General features: G+C 59.2%; 25 protein-coding genes. 15 read left to right on the forward strand and 10 right to left on the reverse strand.

Annotation, left to right across the window (positions count from 1 at the left end):
- The first annotated feature begins 184 nt into the window (after nt 1-184).
- The 6 genes from KW840_RS07300 to trpE all read left to right on the forward strand — a co-directional run bounded on the left by KW840_RS07300 (nt 185) and on the right by trpE (nt 6,812).
- Nucleotides 185-1,432 (forward strand): ABC transporter permease, encoded by a 1,248-nt coding sequence (locus KW840_RS07300; RefSeq protein WP_007980201.1) that lies wholly within the window; start codon nt 185-187, stop codon nt 1,430-1,432.
- Nucleotides 1,433-1,444: 12 nt separating this feature from the next.
- Nucleotides 1,445-2,269 (forward strand): ABC transporter permease, encoded by an 825-nt coding sequence (locus KW840_RS07305; RefSeq protein WP_007980200.1) that lies wholly within the window; start codon nt 1,445-1,447, stop codon nt 2,267-2,269.
- 238 nt (nt 2,270-2,507) lie between these two features.
- Complete coding sequence (locus KW840_RS07310) at nt 2,508-3,656, forward strand: iron-containing alcohol dehydrogenase (RefSeq protein ID WP_057713081.1); 1,149 nt, start codon at nt 2,508-2,510, stop codon at nt 3,654-3,656.
- Nucleotides 3,657-3,771: 115 nt separating this feature from the next.
- A complete protein-coding gene (gene rpe, locus KW840_RS07315; RefSeq protein WP_007980198.1) occupies nt 3,772-4,446 on the forward strand; it encodes a ribulose-phosphate 3-epimerase in 675 nt (224 codons plus the stop codon).
- Entirely contained in the window at nt 4,443-5,261 is an 819-nt protein-coding gene (locus KW840_RS07320) for a phosphoglycolate phosphatase (protein WP_057713082.1), read from the forward strand. Before rpe ends, KW840_RS07320 begins: the two co-directional genes overlap by 4 nt.
- A 69-nt stretch (nt 5,262-5,330) precedes the next feature.
- The gene (gene trpE, locus KW840_RS07325; RefSeq protein WP_218494784.1) at nt 5,331-6,812 is read left to right on the forward strand and encodes an anthranilate synthase component I; all 1,482 of its coding nucleotides are present in this window, start codon (nt 5,331-5,333) and stop codon (nt 6,810-6,812) included.
- 169 nt (nt 6,813-6,981) lie between these two features.
- On the opposite strand, the gene estP is transcribed toward trpE, so the two are convergent.
- Nucleotides 6,982-8,892 (reverse strand): esterase EstP, encoded by a 1,911-nt coding sequence (gene estP, locus KW840_RS07330; RefSeq protein WP_057713084.1) that lies wholly within the window; start codon nt 8,890-8,892, stop codon nt 6,982-6,984.
- A 408-nt stretch (nt 8,893-9,300) separates the two neighbouring features.
- Between estP and KW840_RS07335 the strand changes: the two genes are divergently transcribed.
- From KW840_RS07335 to KW840_RS07350, 4 genes are all read left to right on the forward strand, one after another.
- Complete coding sequence (locus KW840_RS07335) at nt 9,301-9,894, forward strand: aminodeoxychorismate/anthranilate synthase component II (protein WP_007906885.1); 594 nt, start codon at nt 9,301-9,303, stop codon at nt 9,892-9,894.
- Between the two features lie 9 nt (nt 9,895-9,903).
- Complete coding sequence (gene trpD, locus KW840_RS07340) at nt 9,904-10,953, forward strand: anthranilate phosphoribosyltransferase (RefSeq protein WP_090451730.1); 1,050 nt, start codon at nt 9,904-9,906, stop codon at nt 10,951-10,953.
- The gene (gene trpC, locus KW840_RS07345; protein WP_218494785.1) at nt 10,950-11,786 is read left to right on the forward strand and encodes an indole-3-glycerol phosphate synthase TrpC; all 837 of its coding nucleotides are present in this window, start codon (nt 10,950-10,952) and stop codon (nt 11,784-11,786) included. The genes trpD and trpC overlap by 4 nt, the downstream gene beginning before the upstream one ends.
- Before the next feature lie 143 nt (nt 11,787-11,929).
- A complete protein-coding gene (locus tag KW840_RS07350; RefSeq protein WP_218494786.1) occupies nt 11,930-12,631 on the forward strand; it encodes a lipoate--protein ligase family protein in 702 nt (233 codons plus the stop codon).
- 10 nt (nt 12,632-12,641) lie between these two features.
- On the opposite strand, the gene crp is transcribed toward KW840_RS07350, so the two are convergent.
- Nucleotides 12,642-13,286: a cAMP-activated global transcriptional regulator CRP gene (crp, locus tag KW840_RS07355; protein ID WP_057713088.1), complete on the reverse strand. Its 645-nt coding sequence runs from the start codon at nt 13,284-13,286 to the stop codon at nt 12,642-12,644.
- A gap of 228 nt (nt 13,287-13,514) precedes the next feature.
- Here crp and KW840_RS07360 point away from each other — a divergent pair, with 228 nt between their 5' ends.
- A complete protein-coding gene (locus tag KW840_RS07360; protein ID WP_008061600.1) occupies nt 13,515-13,937 on the forward strand; it encodes an OsmC family protein in 423 nt (140 codons plus the stop codon).
- Nucleotides 13,938-14,176: 239 nt separating this feature from the next.
- Nucleotides 14,177-14,968 (forward strand): adenosylmethionine decarboxylase, encoded by a 792-nt coding sequence (speD, locus tag KW840_RS07365; protein WP_057713089.1) that lies wholly within the window; start codon nt 14,177-14,179, stop codon nt 14,966-14,968.
- 172 nt (nt 14,969-15,140) lie between these two features.
- Here speD and coq7 read toward each other — a convergent pair whose 3' ends face one another.
- From coq7 to hemJ, 6 genes are all read right to left on the reverse strand, one after another.
- Entirely contained in the window at nt 15,141-15,788 is a 648-nt protein-coding gene (gene coq7, locus KW840_RS07370; RefSeq protein WP_008051652.1) for a 2-polyprenyl-3-methyl-6-methoxy-1,4-benzoquinone monooxygenase, read from the reverse strand.
- 210 nt (nt 15,789-15,998) lie between these two features.
- Nucleotides 15,999-16,337, reverse strand: coding sequence for a histidine triad nucleotide-binding protein (locus tag KW840_RS07375; RefSeq protein WP_057713090.1), 339 nt, complete (start codon nt 16,335-16,337; stop codon nt 15,999-16,001).
- Between the two features lie 80 nt (nt 16,338-16,417).
- Nucleotides 16,418-17,206 (reverse strand): SDR family oxidoreductase, encoded by a 789-nt coding sequence (locus tag KW840_RS07380; protein ID WP_218494788.1) that lies wholly within the window; start codon nt 17,204-17,206, stop codon nt 16,418-16,420.
- A 61-nt stretch (nt 17,207-17,267) separates the two neighbouring features.
- Nucleotides 17,268-18,233: a DUF805 domain-containing protein gene (locus KW840_RS07385; protein ID WP_218494821.1), complete on the reverse strand. Its 966-nt coding sequence runs from the start codon at nt 18,231-18,233 to the stop codon at nt 17,268-17,270.
- A gap of 93 nt (nt 18,234-18,326) precedes the next feature.
- Nucleotides 18,327-19,295: a nitronate monooxygenase family protein gene (locus KW840_RS07390; RefSeq protein WP_218494789.1), complete on the reverse strand. Its 969-nt coding sequence runs from the start codon at nt 19,293-19,295 to the stop codon at nt 18,327-18,329.
- Between the two features lie 34 nt (nt 19,296-19,329).
- Complete coding sequence (gene hemJ / locus KW840_RS07395; protein WP_046039521.1) at nt 19,330-19,758, reverse strand: protoporphyrinogen oxidase HemJ; 429 nt, start codon at nt 19,756-19,758, stop codon at nt 19,330-19,332.
- A 135-nt stretch (nt 19,759-19,893) separates the two neighbouring features.
- Here hemJ and argC point away from each other — a divergent pair, with 135 nt between their 5' ends.
- Together argC and erpA are read left to right on the forward strand one after the other, a co-directional pair.
- Nucleotides 19,894-20,928: an N-acetyl-gamma-glutamyl-phosphate reductase gene (gene argC, locus KW840_RS07400; RefSeq protein ID WP_007980174.1), complete on the forward strand. Its 1,035-nt coding sequence runs from the start codon at nt 19,894-19,896 to the stop codon at nt 20,926-20,928.
- A 166-nt stretch (nt 20,929-21,094) separates the two neighbouring features.
- Nucleotides 21,095-21,445, forward strand: a complete 351-nt coding sequence (gene erpA / locus KW840_RS07405; protein WP_007906865.1) for an iron-sulfur cluster insertion protein ErpA — start codon at nt 21,095-21,097, stop codon at nt 21,443-21,445.
- 66 nt (nt 21,446-21,511) lie between these two features.
- Here the strand turns inward: erpA and KW840_RS07410 are convergent, their stop codons facing one another.
- Nucleotides 21,512-22,603, reverse strand: a complete 1,092-nt coding sequence (locus KW840_RS07410; protein WP_218494790.1) for an anhydro-N-acetylmuramic acid kinase — start codon at nt 22,601-22,603, stop codon at nt 21,512-21,514.
- Nucleotides 22,604-22,606: 3 nt separating this feature from the next.
- Nucleotides 22,607-24,031 (reverse strand): peptidoglycan DD-metalloendopeptidase family protein, encoded by a 1,425-nt coding sequence (locus KW840_RS07415; RefSeq protein ID WP_218494792.1) that lies wholly within the window; start codon nt 24,029-24,031, stop codon nt 22,607-22,609.
- Nucleotides 24,032-24,243: 212 nt separating this feature from the next.
- Here KW840_RS07415 and tyrS point away from each other — a divergent pair, with 212 nt between their 5' ends.
- Nucleotides 24,244-25,443: a tyrosine--tRNA ligase gene (gene tyrS, locus KW840_RS07420; RefSeq protein WP_218494794.1), complete on the forward strand. Its 1,200-nt coding sequence runs from the start codon at nt 24,244-24,246 to the stop codon at nt 25,441-25,443.
- Nucleotides 25,444-25,685: the final 242 nt, after the last annotated feature.

Below are 25,685 nucleotides of genomic sequence, written 5' to 3' on the forward strand. Positions count from 1 at the left end.
CTTTTGTGGCGAGGGGGCTTGCCCCCGTTCGGCTGCGTAGCAGTCGTAAAACCATTGCATGCGGTGCATCTGATGCATCGGGAATGCAGGTTTCGGGGTCGCTACGCGACCCAACGGGGGCAAGCCCCATCGCCACAAGTTCGCTCCCACATTACCGATTGATCAAAGATTTGCGGAGTACGTCATGGCTATCGCCGTTCCCCTGAACGAGGGCACCAGCCCCACCTTGAAGCAGCGGCTCAAGCACGCCGAGCGGGTCAACCGCTGGAAGGCCCAGGCGTTGATCGCGCCGCTGGTGCTGTTTCTGTTGCTGGTGTTCCTGGTGCCGATCGTGGCGCTGCTCTACAAAAGCGTTGGCAACCCGGAAGTGGTCGGCGGCATGCCGCGCACCGTGACTGCCATCGCCAGTTGGGATGGCCGAGGCCTGCCCGCTGAACCGGTTTACAAAGCAGCGGCCGAAGACCTCGCCGAGGCTCGCAAGAATCAGACCCTGGGCGATCTGTCCAAGCGCCTGAACATGGAACTGGCCGGCTATCGCAGCCTGCTGACCAAAACGGCCCGCGCCTTGCCGCTTGCCACTGAACCGGCCTCCTATAAAGAAGCGCTGGAAGGCCTCGATGAGCGTTGGGGCGACCCGGCCTACTGGCAAGCGGTGCGCCGCAACACCAGCAGCATCACCCCGTATTACCTGCTGGCGGCTGTCGATCACCGCATCGACGACCTCGGCGAAATCGCCCCGGCCACCCCGGACCAGGCGATCTACCTCGACATCTTCGCCCGCACCTTCTGGATGGGCCTGATCATCACCGTGATCTGCCTGGTGCTGGCGTATCCTCTGGCTTACCTGCTGGCGAACCTGCCATCGCGCCAGAGCAACCTGCTGATGATTCTGGTGCTGTTGCCGTTCTGGACCTCGATCCTGGTACGAGTCGCGGCGTGGATCGTGTTGCTGCAATCGGGTGGCCTGATCAACAGCGGCCTGATGGCCATGGGCATCATCGATAAGCCGATCGAGTTGGTGTTCAACCGCGTCGGTGTCTACATCTCGATGGTGCACATCCTGCTGCCGTTCATGATCCTGCCGATCTACAGCGTGATGAAAGGCATCTCGCCGACCTACATGCGTGCCGCGATTTCCCTCGGCTGCCATCCGTTCGCCAGCTTCTGGCGGGTGTACTTCCCGCAGACCTATGCCGGTGTCGGCGCCGGTTGCCTGTTGGTGTTCATCCTCGCCATCGGCTACTACATCACCCCGGCATTGCTGGGCAGCCCGAACGATCAGATGGTCAGCTACTTCGTCGCCTTCTACACCAACACCAGCATCAACTGGGGCATGGCGACCGCACTTGGTGGGCTGCTGTTGCTCGCGACGGTCGTGCTTTATCTGATTTACAGCTGGCTGGTAGGCGCAAGCCGCCTGCGCCTGAGCTAAGGGGAGAACGAAATGCTGAGTCCTTATATGTCGCCCATCGAACGGGTGTGGTTCTACAGCTTGCGGATTCTCTGCGGCTTGATTCTGTTGTTCCTGATCCTGCCGGTGCTGGTGATCATTCCGCTGTCGTTCAACTCCGGCAGTTTCCTGGTGTACCCGCTGCAAGGCTTCTCATTGCAGTGGTATCACGATTTCTTCGCCTCGGCGGAATGGATGCGCGCCCTGAAGAACAGCATCATCGTCGCCCCGGCGGCTACGGTGCTGGCCATGGTCTTCGGTACGCTGGCGGCCATCGGCCTGACCCGTGGCGACTTTCCCGGCAAGGCGCTGGTGATGGCGCTGGTGATTTCACCGATGGTGGTGCCGGTGGTGATCATCGGTGTGGCCAGTTATCTGTTCTTTGCTCCGTTGGGATTGGGTAACAGCTTCTTCTCGCTGATCGTGGTGCATGCGGTGTTGGGTGTGCCGTTCGTGATCATTACCGTGTCGGCGACCTTGCAGGGGTTCAACCACAACCTGGTACGAGCTGCTGCGAGCCTGGGCGCTTCGCCGCTGACCACGTTCCGCCGGGTGACCTTGCCACTGATTGCGCCGGGCGTGATCTCCGGGGCGCTGTTTGCCTTTGCGACTTCGTTCGATGAAGTGGTGGTGACGCTGTTCCTCGCCGGCCCAGAGCAAGCGACCCTGCCACGGCAGATGTTCAGCGGCATCCGCGAAAACCTCAGCCCGACCATCGCCGCGGCCGCGACGCTGCTGATTGCCTTCTCGGTGATCCTGTTGCTGACCCTGGAATGGTTGCGTGGGCGTAGCGAGAAACTGCGTACTGCCCAGGTCTGAAGCCACACATCGATCCACTGCAACTTGTAGGAGCGAGCTTGCTCGCGATGGTCGCCAACGATAACGCGGGCCTTCTGAATGCCCGCGTCGCTCTCAGGTTCATCGCGAGCAGGCTCGCTCCTACAGGTGTTTTGTGTGGTTTCGGGACTCTCCGGTCATTCATGACCTGAATACCAGCCAACTCCAAATCCCCAGCTACTATTGTGCCCAGCTCCCCTATCTATAAGAGGCTGCGCACATGAGTCTTTCCTCTTTCAAAATCGCTCACAAACTGATCACCGGCGCAGGTGCCATCGAGCAGCTGGCCGCTGAGCTGACACGCCTGGACATCGACAATCCGCTGATCGTCACCGACGTCGCCCTGGTCAAGTCCGGCACGGTAGAACTGGCACTGGCGCAGTTGGGTGGCCGCTCCTACGAAATCTTCGACCGTGTGCTGCCGGACCCGGAAATCGCCATCGTCGAAGATTGCATGCAGGTTTACCGCGACGGCGGGCATGATGGACTGATCGGCCTGGGCGGCGGGAGTGCCATCGACATTGCCAAGAGCGTGGCAGCCTACGCCGGGTACCACGGTGCGCTGGAGGACCTGTTCGGTATCGATCAGGTCCCGCGTAAAGGCCCGCCGCTGATCGCCATCCCGACCACGGCCGGCACCGGCTCGGAAGTGACCAACGTCGCCATTCTTTCCGACAAGGTCGCGCAACTGAAGAAGGGCATTGTCAGCGACTACCTGTTGCCGGACGTGGCGCTGGTCAGTCCGCAAATGACCCTGACCTGTCCACGCAGCGTCACGGCGGCCAGCGGTGTCGATGCACTGGTGCACGCTATCGAGTCTTATCTGTCGGTCAACGCCTCGCCGATTACCGATTCCCTGGCTATCGGCGCCATCAAGCTGATCGCCAAGGCTTTGCCCAAGGCCTACGCCAACCCGTCGAACCTGCAAGCCCGGGAAGACATGGCCACTGCCAGCCTGATGGCCGGCATGGCGTTCGGCAACGCCGGCGTTGGCGCGGTGCATGCGCTGGCGTATCCGCTGGGTGGGCGCTTCAACATTGCCCATGGGGTCAGCAATGCCTTGCTACTGCCCTATGTCATGACCTGGAACAAGATGGCTTGCATCGAACGCATGCAGGATATCGCCGAGGCCATGGGCGTGAAGACCGCTCATTTGAGTCTCAACGAAGCGGCCGACAAAGCCGTGCAAGCCATGACCGAACTGTGTGCCGCCGTGGAAATTCCCCAGGGCCTGCGCAGTTTCGGTGTGCCCGAGGACGCCATCCCGTCCATGGCCGTGGAAGCAGCGGGGATCGAGCGCTTGATGCGCAACAATCCACGCAAATTGAGTGCCGTCGATATCGAAAAGATCTATCGCGCGGCGTACTAGAGCCATTGCCGCTGATGGATGATGGCAAGGTCCAATCATCGCGCTCACGGTGCGCGCGTCAAAGCATGAGGTATACAATGCGCGCCATCGTGATTCTGCTCAGTAAAGGTGCGTCATGCAGCCCTTCGTAATTGCTCCGTCGATTCTCTCCGCCGACTTCGCCCGCCTGGGTGAAGAAGTGGACAACGTCCTGGCCGCCGGCGCCGATTTCGTGCACTTCGATGTCATGGACAATCACTACGTGCCAAACCTGACCATCGGCCCGATGGTTTGCTCGGCACTGCGCAAGTACGGCGTGACCGCGCCGATCGACGCGCACCTGATGGTCAGCCCGGTGGACCGCATCGTGGGTGACTTCATCGAAGCCGGCGCGACTTACATCACCTTCCACCCGGAAGCCACCCAACACGTCGACCGTTCCCTGCAACTGATCCGCGAAGGCGGCTGCAAGTCGGGCCTGGTGTTCAACCCGGCAACCCCGCTGGACGTGCTCAAGTACGTGATGGACAAGGTCGACATGATCCTGCTGATGAGCGTCAACCCGGGCTTCGGCGGGCAGAAGTTCATCCCTGGCACCCTCGACAAATTGCGCGAAGCGCGGGCGCTGATCGATGCTTCGGGCCGTGACATTCGCCTGGAAATCGACGGCGGCGTGAACGTGAACAACATTCGCGAAATCGCTGCGGCTGGCGCTGACACCTTCGTCGCCGGCTCGGCCATCTTCAATGCGCCGAACTATCAGGAAGTCATCGACAAGATGCGTTCCGAACTGGCGCTGGCTCGCCCATGAGTGGTTTTGAGCAGCTGTTCCCGGGGCAACTGCCGCGGCTGGTGATGTTCGATCTGGACGGTACGTTGATCGACTCGGTCCCGGACCTGGCAGTGGCTGTGGACAAGATGCTGCTCAAACTCGGTCGCCAATCCGCCGGTCTGGAAGCGGTGCGCGAATGGGTCGGCAATGGCGCGCCGGTGCTGGTGCGTCGGGCGCTGGCTGGCGGTCTTGATCATGCTGCGGTCGATAACGACGAGGCCGAACGGGCGCTGGAGTATTTCATGCAGGCTTATGGCGAGAGCCATGAGTTGACCGTGGTTTACCCCGGCGTTCGCGACACCCTCAAATGGCTGCAGAAGCAGGGCGTCGAGATGGCGCTGATCACCAACAAGCCGGAGCGTTTCGTCGCGCCGCTGCTGGATCAGATGAAAATCGGTCGTTATTTCCGCTGGATCATCGGCGGTGACACCCTGCCACAGAAGAAACCCGATCCGGCCGCGCTGTTCTTCGTGATGAAAATGGCCAATATTCCGGCTTCTCAGTCGTTGTTCGTTGGCGATTCGCGCAGCGATGTGCTGGCGGCGAAAGCGGCGGGAGTCAAGTGCGTAGCCCTGAGCTACGGCTATAACCACGGCCGACCGATCGCGGAAGAATCGCCGGCGCTGGTGATCGACGACCTGCGCAAACTAATTCCCGGTTGCCTGGATCCGGCCGCTGAGATAACGTTGGCCGACGCTGTCAAACCCCCTTCTGGAAACGCCATCGTGGTGGTCACTCGCAAACTCTGGATGAAAGTCATCAAGGCCCTGGCCCGCTGGCGTTGGCGCGCCTGACTTGATCCTGGCCGGTTTCCGGCGCGTTTGCATACCTGACTGTTCGATCCTCAAGCCACGAGGCACCTCATGATCCGCGAAGAATTCCTGCGTTTGGCCGCTGCCGGCTACAACCGCATCCCGCTTGCCTGCGAAACCCTGGCCGACTTCGACACGCCGCTGTCGATCTACCTGAAGCTGGCCGACGAGCCCAATTCCTACTTGCTGGAGTCCGTACAGGGCGGCGAGAAGTGGGGCCGTTACTCGATCATCGGCCTGCCGTGCCGTACCGTGCTGCGGGTTCACGATCATCACGTCAGCGTGACCGTCGATGGCGTCGAGACCGAAAGCCACGATGTGGAAGACCCGCTGGCCTTCGTCGAAACCTTCAAGGCTCGCTACAACGTGCCGACCATTGCCGGCCTGCCGCGCTTCAACGGCGGCCTGGTGGGTTACTTCGGCTATGACTGCGTGCGTTATGTGGAAAAGCGCTTGGGCAAATGCCCGAACCCGGACCCGCTGGGCGTACCGGACATTCTGTTGATGGTGTCCGACGCCGTGGTGGTGTTCGATAACCTGGCCGGCAAGATGCACGCCATCGTCCTGGCCGACCCGGCGCAGGAAGACGCCTTCGAGCAAGGTCAGGCACGCCTGGAAGAGTTGCTGGAAAGACTCCGTCAACCAATCACCCCACGCCGTGGCCTGGACTTCAGCAAGCAACAATCGGCTGACCCGGTGTTCCGCTCCAGTTTCACCCAGGACGATTACGAAAAAGCCGTCGACACTATCAAGGAATACATCCTGGCCGGTGACTGCATGCAGGTCGTTCCGTCCCAGCGCATGTCGATCGATTTCAAGGCGGCGCCAATCGATCTGTATCGCGCACTACGCTGCTTCAACCCGACGCCTTACATGTACTTCTTCAACTTCGGCGACTTCCACGTCGTCGGCAGTTCACCGGAAGTATTGGTGCGGGTCGAAGACAACCTGATCACCGTGCGCCCGATTGCCGGCACCCGTCCGCGGGGAGCCAATGAAGAGGCAGACTTGGCGCTGGAAGAAGACCTGCTGTCGGACGACAAGGAAATCGCCGAACACTTGATGCTGATCGACCTCGGTCGTAACGACACCGGTCGCGTATCGGAAATCGGCTCGGTGAAACTCACCGAGAAAATGGTCATCGAACGTTATTCCAACGTGATGCACATTGTGTCCAACGTCACCGGGCAATTGAAGTCCGGGCTGACGGCGATGGATGCACTGCGGGCGATTCTGCCGGCAGGCACCTTGTCCGGTGCGCCGAAGATTCGCGCGATGGAAATCATCGACGAACTGGAGCCGGTCAAGCGTGGCGTCTACGGCGGTGCGGTCGGTTACTTTGCCTGGAACGGCAACATGGACACCGCCATTGCGATCCGCACGGCGGTGATCAAGAACGGCGAGCTGCATGTACAGGCCGGTGGCGGCATCGTCGCCGACTCGGTGCCGGCGCTGGAATGGGAAGAGACCCTGAACAAGCGCCGCGCGATGTTCCGTGCCGTTGCCCTGGCCGAACAAACCCCGGAAAGCTGAACTGACTACAAATCCTGTGGGAGCGAGCTTGCTCGCGATAACGGTGGGTCAGGCAACATCAATGTTGCCTGTGAAGCCCTCATCGCGAGCAAGCTCGCTCCCACAATGACTTCACCACCATAAAAAACGCGGCGCCTGTGAGGGCGCCGCGTTTTTTATTGCCTGCACATCAGAAGTCCAGCGCAACACCTACGTTGATGCCTTGTTGGGTGAAGTCGTCGTCCTTGCGAATGTTATAGCTGGCGCGCAGTGCCAGGTCCTTGGTGAGGTTGTGGCTCACCCCCAGGTTCACACGCTGCAAGTGACTTTGCGGGGTGTAGCCTTCCAGCGTGAACTGGTTGTTCGGCAGGCTGTTGAGGTTGATGTCCACGTCCTGGGTGTCGTCGTTGTACTCACGCTCGATTGCCGCTTCGCCGAACACCTGGGTTTGCGGGGTGATCTGGTATTTGCCCTGCAGGCCAGCGCCCAGGCGCCGGGAAATACGCTCCTGATCGGCAAAGGTCAGCGCCGTGGAATTGTTGCCGTCCTCCGAGTAACCATCGACTTGTACCTTGGAGAAGTCGGCGCTGACAAACGGCGACAGGTGCCAGGGGCTGCTGGCTTGTTGCGCAATGTCGTAACCCACGCGTGCGCTGAAGGCTTCGACGTAGCCGCTGGTATCGCCTTTTTCGCCGCGTTCGTTGACGCCCAGCTGGAATTTACGCTTGAGGCTGTCGTAATCCAGATGCCCGGCCGTCAACGCCGCGTCAGCCCACACACGGTTTTGCTGGTACTGGGCGAATGCCGTGCCCAGGTAAGTGTTGAGCTTGTAGTCGGAGTCGTTGTTGCCGGCTTCGAGTTCCTGGTTATAGAAACCGGCGACCAGACCAACACGCCAGGCATCGTCGAGACGATAGCTGCCGCCGATGTTCAGGTTGGCGCCGTTGCCGTCGGCGCTTGCCACGCTGTCCTGACCGTCAAAGTCCTGATGCTGTCCGCCGCCGGAAACAATGGCTCGCCATTGGCCGACACCTTGCCAGTTTTCCCAATCGGCCAGCCACTGGTTGCGCAATTCATCCTGATGCGCGCGCACGGTGCCCTGGGCCATTTCCGGCAACAGGGTCAGCTCCCACGGCGCCGCCAGCAGGGAGTACGCGTAATCGGCGATCAGGCGCTGCCCGGCTTCGGTGGGGTGCACCGAGTCGTTGTAGATCAGCTTGGTCGGGTCCGGCGTGGCGCTGTTGATGCCGTAGCGGGCGTTCTCGGTGCAACCGCTGCCGCTGAAGCAGGTGGTGATGAGGTTCTGGTCGGTGGCCAGGCCAAACTGTGCCGGGTTGGCGAACGTCTCTTTGAGCAATACCGGAATGTTCAGCGGGATGACTTCTGCATTGATGTTTTGCAGTCGGCTTACCAGTTCAGTGTTGAACTGGGCGCTGAGCTGGGACGTGAACGCTTGCAGCGGGGTGCCGTTGAATGCGGGGGTAAAGCCGATATCGGGTAGCAACCAGACCATGACGTATCTGGCGCCGGCGGTTTGCAGCGTCTGCACGCTGTCGGCCAGGCGGTCGGCGGCGGCACTGGCCTGTGGCAGGCTGGTGACGCGTCCTTGCAGGAAGTCGTTACCGCCACCTGACAGGTAATACAGTGCGTTCGGGTCGGCACGGAAGTTATTGGATGGAAGATAGCCGGCCCGGGTGCGTTCGCCGGTGGCGGAGGTGCTGGTAATCGAATCAAGAATCTGGTCGGTACGGTAGCCGCCTACAGCCCAGTTGTTACCATCGGGCTGGCCGTTGTTGGCGCGTACCGCCGAAGATGATGAAGCGGTCTGGTCCGCCGAGAACCCCAGTTTTCCGCCCAGAATCTGTGTGGAGTTGAGCGAGCGGACTTCGCCGCTGCCATCCAGGTACACCGGCCCGGTCCGGTTGGTGAAGCGCTGCGTCGCCCCGGCAGGCCCGCCCGTGTCGGCAAAGGTCCCTGCATCGTTGAGGCTGTCCCCGAAGACAACGAAATTTGTATAAGGATTAGGTGCGGCGTTCGCCTGGGCGCATGCGATCGCGAGCAAGCATCCTGCGAGCGGTACAAACAACGTCTGTTTGATCATGAGCAAGTCCGTTTATTTATTGTTTTAGTGAACGAAACGACAGTACCAAAAACTTCCGGCCTTTTGCCATCTGTCGCGAAGCCTTTGATAGTTTCGCGGGCAGCACCCCCGGCGATATTGCGCGCTCTGCCCAGCTAAGTTACTGTGCCGGGACGTACGAACGAGACCTTCCCCGTGTTGATCATCAGTAAACTCCTGGATCAAGTCATCAAGGCACACGCCCGCTGGCGTTGGCGCGCCTGAATTCTTTTGCCGGCTTCGCCGGACTTGTACCGCTTTGCCTTCTTTACCTGTTTGAAATGCCGCTTTGCTGGCGCTACACCGGCACCTGACAAAGTGCAGCGCTCTGCGGGTAAATCATTCGAAGGCCATCTTTAAAGTCAGTGAATTCAAGAGGTTCTTAACGCCATGTTGCTGATGATCGATAACTACGACTCCTTTACCTACAACGTTGTGCAGTACCTGGGCGAGCTCGGTTCCCAGGTTAAAGTCGTGCGCAACGATGAACTGACCATCGCTGAAATCGAAGCCCTCAACCCTGAACGCATCGTTGTGTCCCCCGGTCCTTGCACCCCGACCGAAGCCGGCATCTCGATTGAAGCGATCAAGCATTTCGCCGGCAAGTTACCGATTCTTGGCGTCTGCCTCGGCCACCAATCCATCGGCCAGGCTTTTGGCGGTGATGTGGTGCGCGCCCGCCAAGTGATGCATGGTAAGACTAGCCCGGTATTTCATGAGGACAAGGGTGTATTCGAAGGCCTGAATCGTCCGCTGACGGTGACCCGCTATCATTCGTTGATCGTCAAGCGCGAAACCCTGCCCGATTGCCTGGAGCTCACGGCCTGGACCCAGCTCGAAGACGGCTCGGTCGACGAGATCATGGGCCTGCGTCACAAAACTCTGAACATCGAAGGCGTGCAGTTCCACCCTGAGTCGATCCTCACCGAACAGGGCCACGAACTGTTCGCCAACTTCCTCAAACAAACCGGCGGCACGCGCTAAGGACTTTTCATGAACATCAAGACAGCCCTGAGCCGTATCGTCGATCACCTCGACCTCAGCACCGATGAAATGCGCGATGTCATGCGCGAGATCATGACCGGGCAATGCTCGGATGCGCAGATTGGCGCGTTCATGATGGCCATGCGCATGAAGAGCGAAAGCATCGACGAAATCGTCGGTGCCGTGTCGGTGATGCGCGAACTGGCGGACAAGGTCGAACTCAAGACCCTCGACGGTGTGGTCGATGTGGTGGGCACCGGCGGTGACGGTGCGAACATCTTCAACGTGTCCACGGCTTCTTCCTTTGTCGTCGCGGCGGCCGGTTGCACCGTGGCCAAGCACGGCAACCGTGCGGTATCGGGCAAGAGCGGCAGTGCCGATCTGCTGGAAGCCGCCGGTATCTATCTGAACCTGACCCCGGTGCAAGTGGCGCGCTGCATCGACAACGTTGGCATCGGTTTCATGTTTGCCCAGACCCACCACAAGGCCATGAAGTACGCCGCCGGTCCGCGCCGCGATCTTGGCCTGCGCACGCTGTTCAACATGCTCGGCCCGCTTACGAATCCGGCCGGTGTGAAGCATCAGGTGGTCGGCGTATTTACCCAGGCCTTGTGCCGGCCGCTGGCGGAAGTGTTGCAGCGCCTGGGCAGCAAGCATGTGCTGGTGGTGCATTCGAAGGATGGCCTGGATGAATTCAGCCTGGCAGCACCGACCTTTGTCGCTGAACTGAAGGACGGCCAGGTCACCGAGTATTGGGTCGAGCCGGAAGATCTGGGCATGAAGAGTCAGAGCCTGCATGGCCTGGCCGTGGAAAGCCCGGCGGCTTCCCTGGAACTGATTCGCGATGCCTTGGGCAAGCGCAAGACCGAGAACGGTCAGAAAGCGGCCGAGATGATCGTGCTCAATGCCGGTGCCGCACTGTACGCGGCCGACCTTGCCAGCAGCCTGAAAGAAGGCGTTGCCTTGGCGCACGATGCGCTGCACACCGGCCTCGCTCGAGAAAAGCTTGAGGAACTGGGTGCATTTACCGCGGTATTCAAAGTGGAGAATGAGGGATGAGTGTTCCGACGGTTCTGGAAAAGATTCTGGCGCGCAAGGTTGAGGAAGTCGCCGAGCGTAGCGCTCGCGTCAGCCTCGCCGAGCTGGAAAACCTGGCCAAGGCGGCCGATGCACCCCGCGGTTTTGCCAAGGCGTTGCTGGCCCAGGCCAAGTTGAAGCAACCGGCAGTCATTGCAGAAATCAAGAAAGCCTCGCCGAGCAAAGGCGTGATCCGCGAGAACTTCGTTCCCGCCGACATCGCCAGAAGCTACGAGAAGGGCGGTGCGACCTGCCTGTCGGTGCTCACCGATATCGATTATTTCCAGGGCGCTGATGCCTACCTGCAGCAGGCCCGTGCGGCATGCAAGCTGCCGGTGATCCGCAAGGACTTCATGATCGATCCGTACCAGATCGTCGAAGCCCGGGCCCTGGGGGCCGATTGCGTGCTCTTGATCGTTTCCGCGCTGGATGACGTGAAAATGGCCGAGCTGGCAGCCGTGGCCAAAAGCGTCAACCTCGATGTGCTGGTGGAAGTCCATGACGGCGACGAACTGGAGCGGGCCTTGAAAACCCTCGATACTCCGCTGGTTGGCGTGAACAACCGTAACCTGCACACTTTCGATGTCAGCCTGGAAACCACCCTCGACCTGTTGCCGCGTATTCCGCGCGATCGTTTGGTCATCACCGAGAGCGGCATTCTCAACCGCGCCGATGTCGAACTGATGGAAATCAGCGACGTCTACGCGTTCCTGGTCGGCGAAGCGTTCATGCGCGCCGAAAGCCCGGGTACCGAGTTGCAGCGTCTGTTCTTCCCTGAGCGCGGCGTGCCTGTCAGCGGCTCAACCCTAGACTAAAAAGCATCGCGAGCAAGCTCGCTCCCACAGGGTTTGATGGTGGCCACAAAATCTATGAGCTGCCGGGATCAAATGTGGGAGCGAGCTTGCTCGCGATAGCGGCATAAGAAGCACCACAGACTTTATGTCCTACGGAATACCTTATGACCTCACCAATTTCCCTGACCATCGAAGCTGGCCTGAAAGCCGAACAGGATCTGTTGGCCTCGGTATGCGCCGGCGACGCGGAGGTCGGCCTGCTGTTTTGGCAGCCGAGCGATCGGGCGCTGGTCATGCCGCGCCGTTTGAACCGCCTGCCCGGTTTCGAGGCTGCATGTGAAGTGTCGGCGGCGGCAGGTTGGCCGGTGTTGTTGCGTGAAACCGGTGGCGAGCCGGTGCCGCAATCGGCCTCAACGATCAATATCGCACTGGTTTACGCGCCGCCGCGCAGCGAAGGGGATCTGAATCGCATCGAAACCGGTTACCACCGTTTGTGCGATCCGATTTGTCAGTTGCTGGATGAGTTGGGTGGTACTTCGTCCCTGGGTGAAATCGAAGGCGCTTTCTGTGACGGTCGCTTCAACGTCAACCTCGATGGACGCAAAATGGTCGGAACCGCCCAGCGCTGGCGCCAGAGTCAGGGTGGGCAGCGTCCGGTAGGACTGGTGCACGGAGCGATGCTGATCGATAACGAGCGAGCGTCAATGGTCGCCGCGGTCAATCGTTTCAACGAGGCGTGCGGTCTGGAGCAACGGGTACGCGCCGAAAGCCACATCGCGCTGCATGAGAAGTTCGCGGCACCCAATGCACTGGCACGTCTGGACGAACTCTACCGGTTGATGTTGGCGCAGATGTTCAGCGGCTAGGTTTTCGAGCTTATCGCGTACCGAAGACCACCATGGTCTTGCCTTTGACGTCCACCAGGTTGCGTTCTTCAAGATCCTTGAGCACGCGACCGACCATCTCCCGCGAACAACCGACAATCCGCCCGATTTCCTGACGGGTCACCTTGATTTGCATGCCGTCGGGGTGCGTCATGGCGTCTGGCTGTTTGCACAGCTCCAGCAGACAGCGGGCGACTCGACCGGTTACATCAAAGAATGCCAGGTCACCGACCTTGCGCGTAGTGTTGCGCAGGCGCTGTGCGATTTGTCCGCTGAGGACGTAAAGAATATCCGGATCCTGCAGGGACAACTCGCGGAACTTCGCGTAGCTGATTTCTGCGACTTCGCATTCAACCTTGGCCCGCACCCAGGCGCTGCGCTCCTGCTCCAGGCCGGCCTGCTCAAACAGACCCAACTCGCCGAAAAAGTCCCCGGGGTTCAGGTAGGAAATGATCATTTCCCGGCCGTCGTCATCTTCGATCAGGATGGTGACTGAGCCTTTGATGATGAAGAACAGCGTTTCCGAGCGGTCGCCGGCACAAATGATGTTGCTCTTGGCCTGATAACGGCGGCGCTGGCAATGCATCAACAGCTTGTCGAGGTTCTTGATCTTGGGGTTGGGGGCAATAGCAACCATGGTTGTATCCCGAAAAGACTGCACGGTGTGTTTGGTTTTTATGAATAGTGAACGCTGGAGTAAAGCTGGCCATGCGCCATTGAATTGGCGTCAGCTTAACAGACATTTCCTGCAATATTCGAGCATTTACCTACAAGGCAGTGGGATATGTCCTAGGACGCCGGGCGCTGTCAATCACGGGGCCTGTGCTAAGCTGGCGACCCTTTTTTATACAGTGGAGTCTTGGCGATGAAGGCACGCATCCAATGGGCTGGCGAAGCCATGTTCCTCGGCGAATCCGGTAGCGGTCATGTCGTGGTCATGGACGGTCCGCCCGATGCCGGCGGACGTAACCTGGGTGTCCGGCCGATGGAAATGTTGCTGCTGGGTGTCGGCGGTTGCAGCAATTTCGATGTGGTCAGCATCCTCAAGAAGTCCCGCCAGGCGGTCGAAAGCTGTGAGGCCTTCCTCGAAGCCGAGCGCGCGACCGAAGATCCAAAGGTGTTCACCAAGATCCACATGCATTTCGTGGTCAAGGGCCGCGGGCTGAAAGAAGCCCAGGTCAAACGTGCCATCGAGCTGTCTGCCGAGAAGTATTGCTCGGCCTCGATCATGCTCGGCGCGGCCGGTGTCGAGATTACTCACGACTACGAAATCATCGAGCTCGGTTGAATCGACATTCAACTATCATAAAAGCAGTGCAGACTCTGGCGATCCCAAGCTGACGTCTGCATAATGCGCCACTTTTTTCAGGGTAGTGGCCCGTCAGCCGACAGGCCTCGCACCCGAACAGACAACCAAAATCGCCATCGCGAAGAGGTGTTAACCGTCCTACGCAGGTGCGTTGTTCGCATCTGACGGGCATGCTTGATCACGCGGCCGGGCCGCAAACACATAGAGAGTTTTTAACGGTGAAAAGCAAACTCAAGCTCCACGGGTTCAATAACCTGACAAAGACCTTGAGCTTCAACATCTATGACATCTGCTACGCGGAAACTCCGCAAGACCAGCAGGCTTACGTCGAGTACATCAATAAAGAGTACAACGCGAAACGCCTGACGCAGATCCTCACGGAAGTTGTCGATATCATTGGTGCCAACATCCTGAACATTGCCAGTCAGGACTATGAGCCACAGGGCGCCAGCGTCACGATTCTGATTTCTGAAGAACCGGTGACCCCGACCGATAGCCAGATCGAAGAGTCCCCGGGCCCGTTGCCCGAAATCATCCTGGCCCACCTCGACAAGAGCCACATCACGGTGCACACGTACCCGGAAATCCATCCGGACGACGGCATTGCAACCTTCCGTGTGGACATCGACGTGTCGACTTGCGGGGTCATTTCACCGCTTAAAGCGCTCAACTTCCTGATTCACCAGTTCGATTCGGACATCGTGACCGTGGATTACCGTGTGCGCGGCTTCACCCGTGACGTTGAAGGCAAAAAACACTTCATCGACCATGAGATCAATTCGATCCAGAACTACCTCTCCGATGACACTTACGACGCGTACCAGATGACCGACGTGAACGTGTACCAGGAAAACCTGTTCCACACCAAGATGCTGCTGAAGAACTTCGAACTGGATAACTACCTGTTCGGCGACGCCACCAGCAACCTGTCCTCTGAGCAGCGCGCCCAGGTGACCGAGCGGGTGAAACACGAAATGCTCGAAATCTTCTACGCGCGCAATATGGCGTAAGATTTTCGGACACAAAAAAGGCGACTCCCTCACGGCAGTCGCCTTTTTTATGTCTTGCCCTTGTAGGAGCAAGCTTGCTCGCGATGGACGTTAACGATAACGCGTGTTTTCTGGGTAAACGCGTTGCTCTCAGGTTTATCGCGAGCAAGCTCGCTCCTACAAAAAACTGAAATCAGATCCGATAAGTACTCTTGGTCATCACCTTGGCCATCAGGCTCATCCCGAACTTCACCGGTGCCGGAAAGCGGAACCCGCCAGCATCCAGCGCACTTTCGGCATGTTGTTCTTCGTCGATGCGCATCTGCTCAAGAATCGCCCGGGATTTTTCATCCTCGGCCGGTAATTGCTCCAGATGTTCGTTCAGGTGTTTGCACACCTGGTCTTCCGTTGCCGCAACGAACCCCAGGCTGACTTTGTCGCTGATCAGGCCGGCCACTGCGCCAATCCCGAACGACATGCCATAAAACAGCGGATTGAGGATGCTGGTGTGGCTACCCAGTTGATGGATGCGTTGTTCGCACCAGACCAGGTGATCGATTTCTTCTTCGGCGGCATGCTCCATCGCAGCACGCACTTGCGGCAGCTTGGCGGTCAGCGCCTGTCCCTGGTACAGCGCCTGGGCGCAGACTTCGCCGGTGTGGTTGATGCGCATCAGGCCGGCAACGTGGCGCGTGTCTTCGTCGCTCATTTTCGCATCCGGCTGCACGATGGCGGGCGACGGACGGTACGGCTGGCCGCTGAAGGGCAGCAGTGTGCGCATCGCGGCATCGGCTTGCAGCAGAAGGCGGTCAATTGGCGAGTAGTGACGTTGGGTTGTCATGCTGACCTCCGGGGGAATTTCGGCGGCCAGTTTAACCCAATCGGCCGGGGAAGGTTTGCGCTGGGTCATTGTGATGCAGAGACTGTGACAGTGTCGTGATGCCTTTTGTGGGAGCGGGCTTGCTCGCGAAGAGGGTCTGACATTCAGCATCCATGCTGGCTGATACTTCGTCTTCGCGAGCAATCCCGCTCCCACAGGGGGAAGCAGTAATCAGCCCGGCGGCCAGTGCATCTGGCGCTGACCCAGTACGTGCATATGTATGTGATAGACAGTTTGCCCACCCAGTTCATTGCAGTTCATGACGACGCGGAAGCCGTCTTCGCAACCCAGTTCCTTTGCCAGGCGCTGGGCGGTGAACAGGATGTGCCCCGCCAATGTCTTGTCGTCCTCGGTCAGGTCGTTCAGGGTGCGAACGGGTTTCTTCGGGACCACCAGGAAATGTACCGGTGCCTGTGGGGCAATGTCGTGGAAGGCCAGAACCTGGTCGTCCTCGTAAATGATCTTCGCCGGGATTTCCCGGTTGATGATCTTGGTGAACAGAGTATCCACAGCTGTTTTCTCCGTTGTTTGGGCTGGCCTGAGTGTACTCATGGCGTATGCCTGCGCCCAGCCTTTTACCTTGGGTTGGATCAGCGCGGGCAGTAGGCCTTGTTGACCATGCCGGCGATTGTGCGAGTCAGCCACCGCGAGCCAAGCCGCGGCAGGAAGGCGAACCAGCGGTTGCGCCGCCCGGGAATGATGATCGCCTTGTTCTTTTCCAGTGCGCGCACGGTGTAGAGCGCCACTTCCTCGGGGCTCATCAGCAGTTTGCTGTTGGTCAGCTTTTCGCTGTCGAGTTGCGCGGTACGGAAAAACGCCGTGCGGGTCGGCCCGGGGCAGAGCACCGAAACCGTGATCGCACATTTTTTCAGCTCGACGCGCAATCCTTCGGAAAAGTGCAGCACATACGCCTTGCTGGCGTAATAGGTGCTCATCCACGGCCCCGGCTGAAACGCCGCCACAGAGGCCACATTCAGAATCTGCCCGCCGCCTTGCAGGGCCATGCTGTTGCCGATGGCATGGCACAGGCGGGTGAGGGCGAGGATGTTCACTTCGATCAGGTCTTGCTCGGTCATCCAGTCCTGGGCCAGAAACGGGCCGCATGTGCCGATACCGGCGCAGTTGACCAGCAGATCGATTTGCCGGTCGCCTTCTTCCAGCTCCAGCAGGAATCCGGACAGGCGCAGCGGCTCGCCCAGGTCGCAGGCACGGAACAGCACTTCCACGCCGAACCGTTGGGTCAGTTCAATCGCAATACTTTCCAGCTGATCACGTTGTCGGGCCACCAGAATCAGGCTGCGGCCGCGCCGGGCCAGCGCTTCGGCCATTGCCAAGCCGATGCCGCTGGAGGCGCCAGTGATCAGAGCGTAACGGGTCATGCAGTTCTCCATCGCAACAGCTCCGCGCCGCGACGCAGGTGTCAGGGGCCAGGAGCGCTGTTCATTCTTTCGCAGAGTCTACAGGGGGCTGGGCCTCTTCGGCTGCATCGTCGGAGGAATTTGGCACCGGTTCGACCTCGACTTCGATTTCTTCGGTGGTGACCGAACTGCTGTCGTAGCTGCTCTGGGCGGCACTTTTGTATTCTTCCCGTATCGCTGTGAGACCACCGGCCAGCGAGCCGAACAGAACCAGCGCGATAACGATCAGCCACAGCGAAGACAGTACCTTGACTGCGGTACTGTTCGGCGGAGGCGGCGGGCCGTAGCGGTTGGCGGTGTCGTTGCCCGGCACAACCATGATCACGAACGGAAAGAAACTGCCAACGAACGGCACCAGGTTCAGCAGCCACAGCCAGCCGGACCAGCCGACATCGTGCAAACGTTGAACGGTGATCTGGATGCTGACGAATACAAATCCGATGAACAGGATAAAGGCCAGCAAGCTGCCCAATATCAGGCCGGCGGTCGAATCTGCGCCGATGATAGCCAGGGCGACCAAGGCAAACACCCCGCAAACGGCCAGGAGCACAGTTGACAGCACCAGCGTCCAGGCGAGGTAGCGCAAGCGGCCGATACGGCCATCGAAACTGAAGGGTTTGAGCGTGGCGAATTCCGCTACGGCTTCGCCGACGGGCGCGCGCGGCGGCGCGTAAGGGGACTGCGGATCTGCAAAAGGCGCCTGGCTGCCGGCCGGAGCATGGTCATGAACGTCGGCGAGGTTCAGCTCGATCGGCGTTTCCGCTTCGATGCGGGCGTCGATACCGGTTTTGCTCAGCGCCTGGAGATAGGTCTGGGCATCGGCGTGCGACAGGTTGCGTTTGAGCGCTACCGGACGCCCGGTGAACAGGCGCTCAATGGCCGTGATATCGCTTTTGAACAAATCGGCGAGATTGAGCTTTGCCGTGGTGATGTCGACACCGGGCAGCAAGGCGCCCTCGAATACGATTTTGAAATGATTTTCGCCCATGTGCGAAGCATCCTTGTCGCGAGAGGTTGAAAGAACAATGTTGTGCCCGGGCGAGTGTAAGTCCGGCCGGGCAAGACTGGCCAAGGTTTGCTGTCAGCGCGGCCAGCGTTTTGGCAGCTGGGCGGCATGCTCCAGGGCCTGGCGGTACTCCGCGTCGAGACGCGCAATCAACTGCTCGACACTCGGCAAGTCTTCGATTTCTCCCACGCCCTGGCCTGCAGACCAAACGGTCTTCCAGGCTTTGGCCTCATCGCTCACGGGTTTGAGCTTGGAACCGAAGTTGATCTCGCCCTTGCCTTGCAAGGCGGCCATGTCGAAACCGGCGGCCTCCAGGCTCTTGCGCATGAAGCTCGCGGGGACACCCGACACGGCTGGAGTATGGATGATGTCTGCCGCTTTGGATGTCAGCAGCATTTCTTTGTAGGCGTCGGGCGCGTGACTTTCGGTCGTGCCGATAAATCGTGTACCAAAGTAGGCCAGATCCGCGCCGAGCAATTGAGCGGCAAGAATTTCGTGGCCGTGGTTCAAACAGCCGGCCAGTAACAGTGTCTTGTCGAAAAACTGGCGGATTTCGGCAATCAGTGAGAACGGGCTCCAGGTCCCCGCGTGTCCACCGGCGCCGGCAGCCACGGCGATCAAGCCATCCACGCCTGCTTCGGCCGCTTTCTCGGCATGACGACGAGTGGTCACATCATGGAACACCAGGCCGCCGTAGCTGTGCACCGCGTCGACCAGTTCTTTCACGGCGCCCAGGCTGGTGATCACGATCGGCACTTTGTACTCGACGCAGATCTGCAGATCCGCCTGTAAACGAGGATTGCTGTTGTGGACGATCAGGTTCACGGCATAAGGCGCGGGATTCTCCATTGTCGCCAGCCCGGCTTCGATTTCTTCCAGCCAAGCCTTGAAACCGCTGCTTTCGCGCTGGTTCAGCGCCGGGAAGCTGCCGACCACGCCCTGGCGACAACAGGCGAGTACCAATTGCGGATTGGAAATCAGGAACATCGGCGCCGCCACTACGGGCAGACGCAAACGTTCTTCGAGCAGAGCGGGCAGCGACATTGGAAGTACCCCGGGTAAGTTGTGCCTGGTGGATTTAGAACGGCCGAACGACGACCAGAATTACGATAGCCAGCAATATCAGAACCGGCACTTCATTGAACCAGCGATAAAAGACATGGCTGCGGGTGTTCTCGCCACGGGCAAAACGTTTTACCTGGGCGCCGCACATGTGGTGGTAGCCGATCAGCAACACGACCAGGGTCAGTTTGGCGTGTATCCAGCCACCCTGGCTGAAGATGCCTGGATTGAGGTAGATGAGCCAGCCGCCGAAGATCAGCGTGGCGATCATCGCCGGGCCCATGATGCCCCGGTACAGCTTGCGCTCCATGACGCTGAAGCGTTCCTTGCTGATCGTATCCTCACTTTGTGCGTGATAAACGAACAGTCGTGGCAGGTAAAACAGGCCGGCAAACCAGCATACGACGCTGACGATATGAAACGCTTTGAGCCACAGATAGAGCATTTTTGGTTATTCCCCAATTCACGGTAGTGGGAATAGTAGGGGGTTGAGCGTCCGCACGTCACCTTGACGGTTGTCGCAGGGGCGCGCGGCCCCTATTATCGACGGCTTTCCAGTGGGTTCGTTGAGGGCAGGTTTATGGTCAAGGTCGGTATCGTCGGCGGCACGGGTTACACCGGTGTCGAACTGCTGCGTCTGTTGGCGCAACATCCGCAAGCTGAGGTGGTTGTCATCACTTCCCGATCCGAGGCTGGCCTGGCCGTGGCCGACATGTATCCGAACCTGCGAGGCCATTACGACGGCCTGGCGTTCAGCGTTCCGGACATCAAGACCCTGGGTGCCTGCGATGTGGTGTTCTTCGCCACACCGCACGGTGTTGCCCATGCCTTGGCGGGCGAGTTGCTGGCGGCCGGGACCAAGGTCATCGACCTGTCGGCGGACTTCCGTCTGCAAGATGCGGATGAATGGGCCAAGTGGTACGGCCAGCCGCACGGTGCACCGGAGTTGCTGGACGAGGCGGTCTACGGCTTGCCGGAAGTCAATCGCGAACAGATCAAGAAAGCGCGCCTGATTGCCGTGCCGGGCTGCTATCCAACTGCAACGCAATTGGGTTTCCTGCCATTGCTCGAAGCCGGCCTGGCCGATGCCGCGCATCTGATTGCTGACTGCAAGTCCGGCGTCAGCGGTGCCGGTCGTGGCGCTTCCGTAGGTTCGTTGTACTCCGAGACGTCGGAAAGCATGAAGGCTTATGCGGTCAAAGGTCACCGTCACCTGCCGGAGATTCGCCAGGGGCTGCGTCGCGCAGCAGGCAAGGACGTCGGCCTGACCTTCGTTCCGCACCTGACGCCGATGATTCGTGGCATTCACTCCACACTCTACGCAACTGTTGTTGATCGCTCGGTGGACCTGCAGGCGCTGTTTGAAAAGCGCTACGCCAACGAACCGTTCGTCGATGTGATGCCGGCCGGCAGCCATCCGGAGACGCGTAGCGTACGGGGTGCCAACGTCTGCCGCATTGCCGTGCATCGCCCTCAGGACGGTGATCTGGTGGTGGTGCTGTCGGTGATCGACAACCTGGTCAAAGGTGCTTCGGGTCAGGCCGTGCAGAACATGAACATTCTGTTCGGGCTGGATGAGCGTCTGGGCCTGTCCCACGCCGGCATGCTGCCGTAAGCGTTATCGCGTACAGCAAAAGGCCCGTCTGACGGGCCTTTTTGCATTCCGGGCCGGCGACTGGATTGGTTGATATACCATAACAATAGTTGACCGCTTTTCTAGGAGAAGCGGATAATGCGCGTCATCACGCAATATGACGGCGTAACGCCGGGAGATAGTCAGCATGAGCGTCGAATCCTTCACCCCCACGGCTTTGCAATTCACCCACGGTGCCGCGCACAAGGTGAAGAGCCTGGTCGATGAAGAGGGGAATGATCGCTTGAAGCTGCGCGTATTCGTTACGGGCGGCGGTTGTTCAGGTTTTCAGTACGGCTTCACCTTCGATGAAGAAGTGGCCGATGACGACACCATCGTCGAGCGCGAAGGTGTGAGTCTGGTTGTCGATCCGATGAGCTTCCAGTACCTGGCAGGTGCCGAGGTGGACTACCAGGAAGGTCTGGAAGGGTCGCGTTTCGTCATCAAGAACCCGAATGCGACCACCACTTGTGGCTGCGGTTCTTCGTTCTCGATCTGATCGGCGCACCTGTTTCACAGAACGCCGCACGGCCTCAGGGCCTTGCGGCGTTTTGCTGTCTGGTATTTATGCGGGGTAGATGGCGCCGAGGACCCGTAATCCACGGGCGCCGGTAACGCTTGGGCGATTGGCGGCGATGCCTTCGAGGCAGCAGTGAGCGAGCCAGGCAAACGCCATGGCTTCGACCCAGTCAGGATCGACGCCATATGCTGATGTGCTGCTGACTTTCGCCTTCGGCAGCAGACTGGCCAGGCGATTCATCAGTGCGGCGTTATGCGCGCCACCGCCGCAGACCAGCACTTCTTGAGTCTCTTTCTGGGCGCCTTGCAGCGATTCGATGATGGTCAGTGCGGTCAGCTCAAGCAGCGTTGCCTGTACGTCTTCGGCAGCGAAGGTCGGCAGCTGCGCCAGGTGCTGCATCAACCATGGCAGGTTGAAGACTTCCCGGCCGGTGCTCTTCGGGCCTTGGGTGACGAAGAAGGGGTCGCTGAGCAGTGCCTTCAACAGATCGGGTTCAACCTTGCCGCTGGCGGCCCATTGGCCGTCACGGTCATAGGTGTCGCCGCGCTGCTGATGAATCCAGGCATCCAGCAGCACATTCCCTGGGCCGCAGTCGAAACCGGCCACCGGTTTGCCGGGCTCGATCAGGCTGAGGTTGCTGAAACCGCCGATGTTCAGTACGGCACGGTTGCCGGCCCGCTCTTCGAACAAGGCTTCATGAAAGGCTGGAACCAGCGGAGCGCCTTGACCGCCGGCGGCTACGTCGCGGCTGCGGAAGTCGCTGACCACGGTGATACCCGTCATCTCGGTCAGCAGCGCCGGATTGCCGATTTGCACCGTGAAACCGCGCGCTGGTTCATGGCGAATGGTCTGGCCATGGCTGCCAATCGCGCGGATATCGTCAGGGATGAGGTGCTGTTGAGCGAGGAGGGTATTGATGCCCTGTGCCGCGAGCTTTACCCAGTTTTGCTGGGCGATGGCGGAGCGGGCAATCTCGTCCGGACCGCTGGCGCACAAGCCAAGCAGCTCTGTACGCAGGGAATCGGGCATGGGGATGTAGTGCGTGGCGATCAGCCTGATCGCCGGGGTCTGCTCGATCAGCGCGATGTCCAGGCCATCAAGGCTGGTCCCGGACATCACACCTATATAAAGCGCCATGACTTAACGCTTGGCCGAAGCCAGCTGAGTGGCTTTTTCCTGGTCCATGCGCGCCATCAGCGGTTGGCTCTGTGCCAGGAAGCGTGCGCGCTCGGCTTTGGAGATTGGATCGGCCATCGCGACTTTCTGGCCCAGCGGGTCGACGTGCACGCCATTCACCTGGAACTCGTAATGCAAGTGCGGACCGGTGGAGAGACCGGTGGTGCCGATATAGCCAATCACCTGGCCCTGTTTCACCGTGCCGCCAGTCTTCACGCCTTTGGCGAAGCCTTGCATGTGGCCGTAGAGCGTTGTGTAGGTGTTGCCGTGCTGGAGGATCACGGTATTGCCGTAGCCACCACGGCGGCCGGCCAGCAACACCTTGCCATCACCGGCAGCCTTGATCGGCGTGCCGCGCGGTGCAGCGTAGTCGACGCCTTTGTGGGCGCGGATCTTGTTCAGGATCGGGTGTTTGCGGCCCATGGAAAATTTCGAGCTGATGCGGGCGAAGTCCACCGGTGTGCGGATGAACGCCTTGCGCATGCTGTTGCCGTCAGCGGTGTAGTAACTGCTGTTGCCTTGTTTGTTGGTGTAACGCACGGCGGTGTAGGTTTTGCCGCGGTTGGTGAAGCGCGCCGATAAGATCGGGCCAGTGCCGACGGCCTTGCCGTTGACCACTTTTTGCTCGTAGATCACGTCGAACTCGTCGCCCTGGCGAATATCCTGGGCGAAGTCCACGTCGTAGCCAAACACACTGGCCATGTCCATGGTCAGGCTGTGAGACAGGCCGGCCCGGGCTGCGGACTGCGACAGCGAGCTGTTGATCACGCCATGAACGTAAGCCGAGCGCACGGTTGGTTTTGCGGTAATGCGGTTGAAGGTATAGCCCTTGTCGTTCTTGGTCAGGCTGATGCTTTCGAGGTCGTTGAGCTTGCTGTGCAGGTTGGTCAACTGACCGTCAGGACTCAGTTCGAATTCGAGTTTTTGCCCGTGCTTGAGCTGGCTGAACTGCTTGGCCTGCTTGTCGCTGGCCAGCACGTCGTGCACCGAGGTGGCCGGGAGGCCGACTTTCTCGAACAGCGTAGAGAGGGTGTCACCCTTGGCGACGATCACTTCCCTGTGGCTTGCCGTCTTCTTTTCTTCGACGACCGGCACCGGTGCAGGTTCGGCTTGAGCGGTTTCCTGGGTGTCTTCGGCGCTGTTGTCGATCTGCGCGAAGGGGGAGGTTGCTGGTTCATTTGTGGCTTGAACGGCGTCAGCAGCGTCTTGTTCTTGTGTCAGTTGTTCAGCAGGGCTTTCCAGTTCAAGACTCAGGGTTGTCTTTTTGGCTTCGACATCGCTGGAAGGGAATACCAGGAGCGCCAGACTGAGAAGGGCGGCGATGCCACTTGCAGCAAGCAAGTGGGTCTTCGGGTAAAGCGGCGGCGCTTTAGACGATTCTGTGGTCATAAGTGGTTTTGACTTTGAAAAAAGATGAATTGGAAAAGATGAATGACATGATGAAGATGAAATAACTGTATAAAATATAACCAAATCATCTCTGAAGCAAGTCCGTAGGCACTCTGTCTGCGGATTGGCGTCCGTGCGCCGGGCAAACCTTGTATTTGACGCGCGATCTTGTATGGTTGGTTCCCTTTGAATCTGAGCCTTGCGGGTCTGTTATGAAGTCGGTTGAAGAGCAGCTAGCGCTGATCAAACGTGGTGCGGAAGAACTGTTGGTCGAGTCCGAGCTGATTGAAAAGCTCAAGCGTGGCCAGCCGCTACGTATTAAGGCGGGCTTCGATCCAACGGCTCCGGATCTGCACTTGGGTCACACCGTGCTTATTAATAAGCTGCGCCAGTTCCAGGAGCTGGGGCATCAGGTGGTCTTCCTGATTGGTGACTTCACCGGGATGATCGGCGACCCGAGTGGCAAGAGTGCCACGCGTCCACCGCTCACTCGCGAGCAAGTCCTCGAGAATGCCGAGACCTACAAGACTCAGGTCTTCAAGATTCTGGATCCGGCAAAAACCGAAGTGGCATTCAACTCCACCTGGATGGATCAGATGGGGCCGGCCGACTTCATTCGCCTGACTTCGCAATACACCGTGGCTCGTATGCTCGAGCGCGATGACTTCGACAAGCGCTACACAACCAATCAGCCAATCGCCATTCATGAGTTCCTTTATCCGCTGGTTCAGGGTTATGACTCTGTGGCTCTGCGCGCAGACGTGGAGCTCGGCGGCACCGATCAGAAGTTCAACTTGCTGATGGGGCGTGAGCTGCAGCGTGGTTATGGTCAGGAAGCCCAGTGCATTTTGACCATGCCGCTGCTTGAAGGTCTGGATGGTGTGAAGAAGATGTCCAAGTCCTTGGGTAACTACGTCGGCATCCAGGAGGCGCCGGGTGTGATGTACGGCAAGCTGGTTTCCATTCCGGATGCGCTGATGTGGCGTTACTTCGAGTTGCTCAGCTTCCGCTCCATGGATGAGATCAATGCATTCCGCGCTGATGTCGAGGCGGGTGCCAATCCGCGCGATATCAAGATCAAGTTGGCTGAGGAGATCGTTGCGCGCTTCCATGGTGAGGAGGCTGCGGCCAATGCTCATCGTGCCGCCGGTAACCGTATGAAGGATGGCGAGCTGCCGGATGATCTGCCGGAAATCGAATTGACTGCTGCCGAAGACATGCCGATCGCTGCTGTCCTTAATAAAGCGGGGTTGGTTAAGAACTCGGCGGTGGCGCGAGATCTCCTGGGTTCCGGTGGTGTACGTATAGATGGTGAGGTTGTCGATCGCACCTTTATATACGCACTGGGCGCGACCCATGTTTGCCAGGCCGGGAAGAAGGCATTTGCGCGTATTGCGCTCAAATCCGAATAAAGCTGAAATAAGGGGTTGACGGCGAATTCTAGAGGCCTATAATTCGCCCCACTTCCGGCGCAGTCGAAACGGAAAACTCCTTGGTAAACAAAGAGTTACGCAGTTTTCGGCAGCAGGTTGCTTCAGTTCATCGAAGCCGAAAGGGAGTTGAAAAAGAGGTGTTGACAGCAGCGTGTAACGCTGTAGAATTCGCCTCCCGCTGACGAGAGATCTGAAGCGCAAGTGGTTGAAGTTACAAAGGA

This window comes from Pseudomonas sp. PDM30 (assembly GCF_019218985.1).
Classification (GTDB): domain Bacteria; phylum Pseudomonadota; class Gammaproteobacteria; order Pseudomonadales; family Pseudomonadaceae; genus Aquipseudomonas; species Aquipseudomonas jessenii.

Excerpts from the sequence above, each read along its gene's own strand:
- KW840_RS07300 (WP_007980201.1), top strand. The coding sequence starts at position 185 with ATGGCTATCGCCGTTCCCCTGAACGAGGGCACCAGCCCCACCTTGAAG.
- KW840_RS07305 (WP_007980200.1), top strand. The coding sequence starts at position 1,445 with ATGCTGAGTCCTTATATGTCGCCCATCGAACGGGTGTGGTTCTACAGC.
- KW840_RS07310 (WP_057713081.1), top strand. The coding sequence starts at position 2,508 with ATGAGTCTTTCCTCTTTCAAAATCGCTCACAAACTGATCACCGGCGCA.
- rpe (WP_007980198.1), top strand. The coding sequence starts at position 3,772 with ATGCAGCCCTTCGTAATTGCTCCGTCGATTCTCTCCGCCGACTTCGCC.
- KW840_RS07320 (WP_057713082.1), top strand. The coding sequence starts at position 4,443 with ATGAGTGGTTTTGAGCAGCTGTTCCCGGGGCAACTGCCGCGGCTGGTG.
- trpE (WP_218494784.1), top strand. The coding sequence starts at position 5,331 with ATGATCCGCGAAGAATTCCTGCGTTTGGCCGCTGCCGGCTACAACCGC.
- estP (WP_057713084.1), bottom strand. The coding sequence starts at position 8,892 with ATGATCAAACAGACGTTGTTTGTACCGCTCGCAGGATGCTTGCTCGCG.
- KW840_RS07335 (WP_007906885.1), top strand. The coding sequence starts at position 9,301 with ATGTTGCTGATGATCGATAACTACGACTCCTTTACCTACAACGTTGTG.
- trpD (WP_090451730.1), top strand. The coding sequence starts at position 9,904 with ATGAACATCAAGACAGCCCTGAGCCGTATCGTCGATCACCTCGACCTC.
- trpC (WP_218494785.1), top strand. The coding sequence starts at position 10,950 with ATGAGTGTTCCGACGGTTCTGGAAAAGATTCTGGCGCGCAAGGTTGAG.
- KW840_RS07350 (WP_218494786.1), top strand. The coding sequence starts at position 11,930 with ATGACCTCACCAATTTCCCTGACCATCGAAGCTGGCCTGAAAGCCGAA.
- crp (WP_057713088.1), bottom strand. The coding sequence starts at position 13,286 with ATGGTTGCTATTGCCCCCAACCCCAAGATCAAGAACCTCGACAAGCTG.
- KW840_RS07360 (WP_008061600.1), top strand. The coding sequence starts at position 13,515 with ATGAAGGCACGCATCCAATGGGCTGGCGAAGCCATGTTCCTCGGCGAA.
- coq7 (WP_008051652.1), bottom strand. The coding sequence starts at position 15,788 with ATGACAACCCAACGTCACTACTCGCCAATTGACCGCCTTCTGCTGCAA.
- KW840_RS07380 (WP_218494788.1), bottom strand. The coding sequence starts at position 17,206 with ATGACCCGTTACGCTCTGATCACTGGCGCCTCCAGCGGCATCGGCTTG.
- KW840_RS07385 (WP_218494821.1), bottom strand. The coding sequence starts at position 18,233 with ATGGGCGAAAATCATTTCAAAATCGTATTCGAGGGCGCCTTGCTGCCC.
- KW840_RS07390 (WP_218494789.1), bottom strand. The coding sequence starts at position 19,295 with ATGTCGCTGCCCGCTCTGCTCGAAGAACGTTTGCGTCTGCCCGTAGTG.
- hemJ (WP_046039521.1), bottom strand. The coding sequence starts at position 19,758 with ATGCTCTATCTGTGGCTCAAAGCGTTTCATATCGTCAGCGTCGTATGC.
- argC (WP_007980174.1), top strand. The coding sequence starts at position 19,894 with ATGGTCAAGGTCGGTATCGTCGGCGGCACGGGTTACACCGGTGTCGAA.
- erpA (WP_007906865.1), top strand. The coding sequence starts at position 21,095 with ATGAGCGTCGAATCCTTCACCCCCACGGCTTTGCAATTCACCCACGGT.
- KW840_RS07410 (WP_218494790.1), bottom strand. The coding sequence starts at position 22,603 with ATGGCGCTTTATATAGGTGTGATGTCCGGGACCAGCCTTGATGGCCTG.
- KW840_RS07415 (WP_218494792.1), bottom strand. The coding sequence starts at position 24,031 with ATGACCACAGAATCGTCTAAAGCGCCGCCGCTTTACCCGAAGACCCAC.
- tyrS (WP_218494794.1), top strand. The coding sequence starts at position 24,244 with ATGAAGTCGGTTGAAGAGCAGCTAGCGCTGATCAAACGTGGTGCGGAA.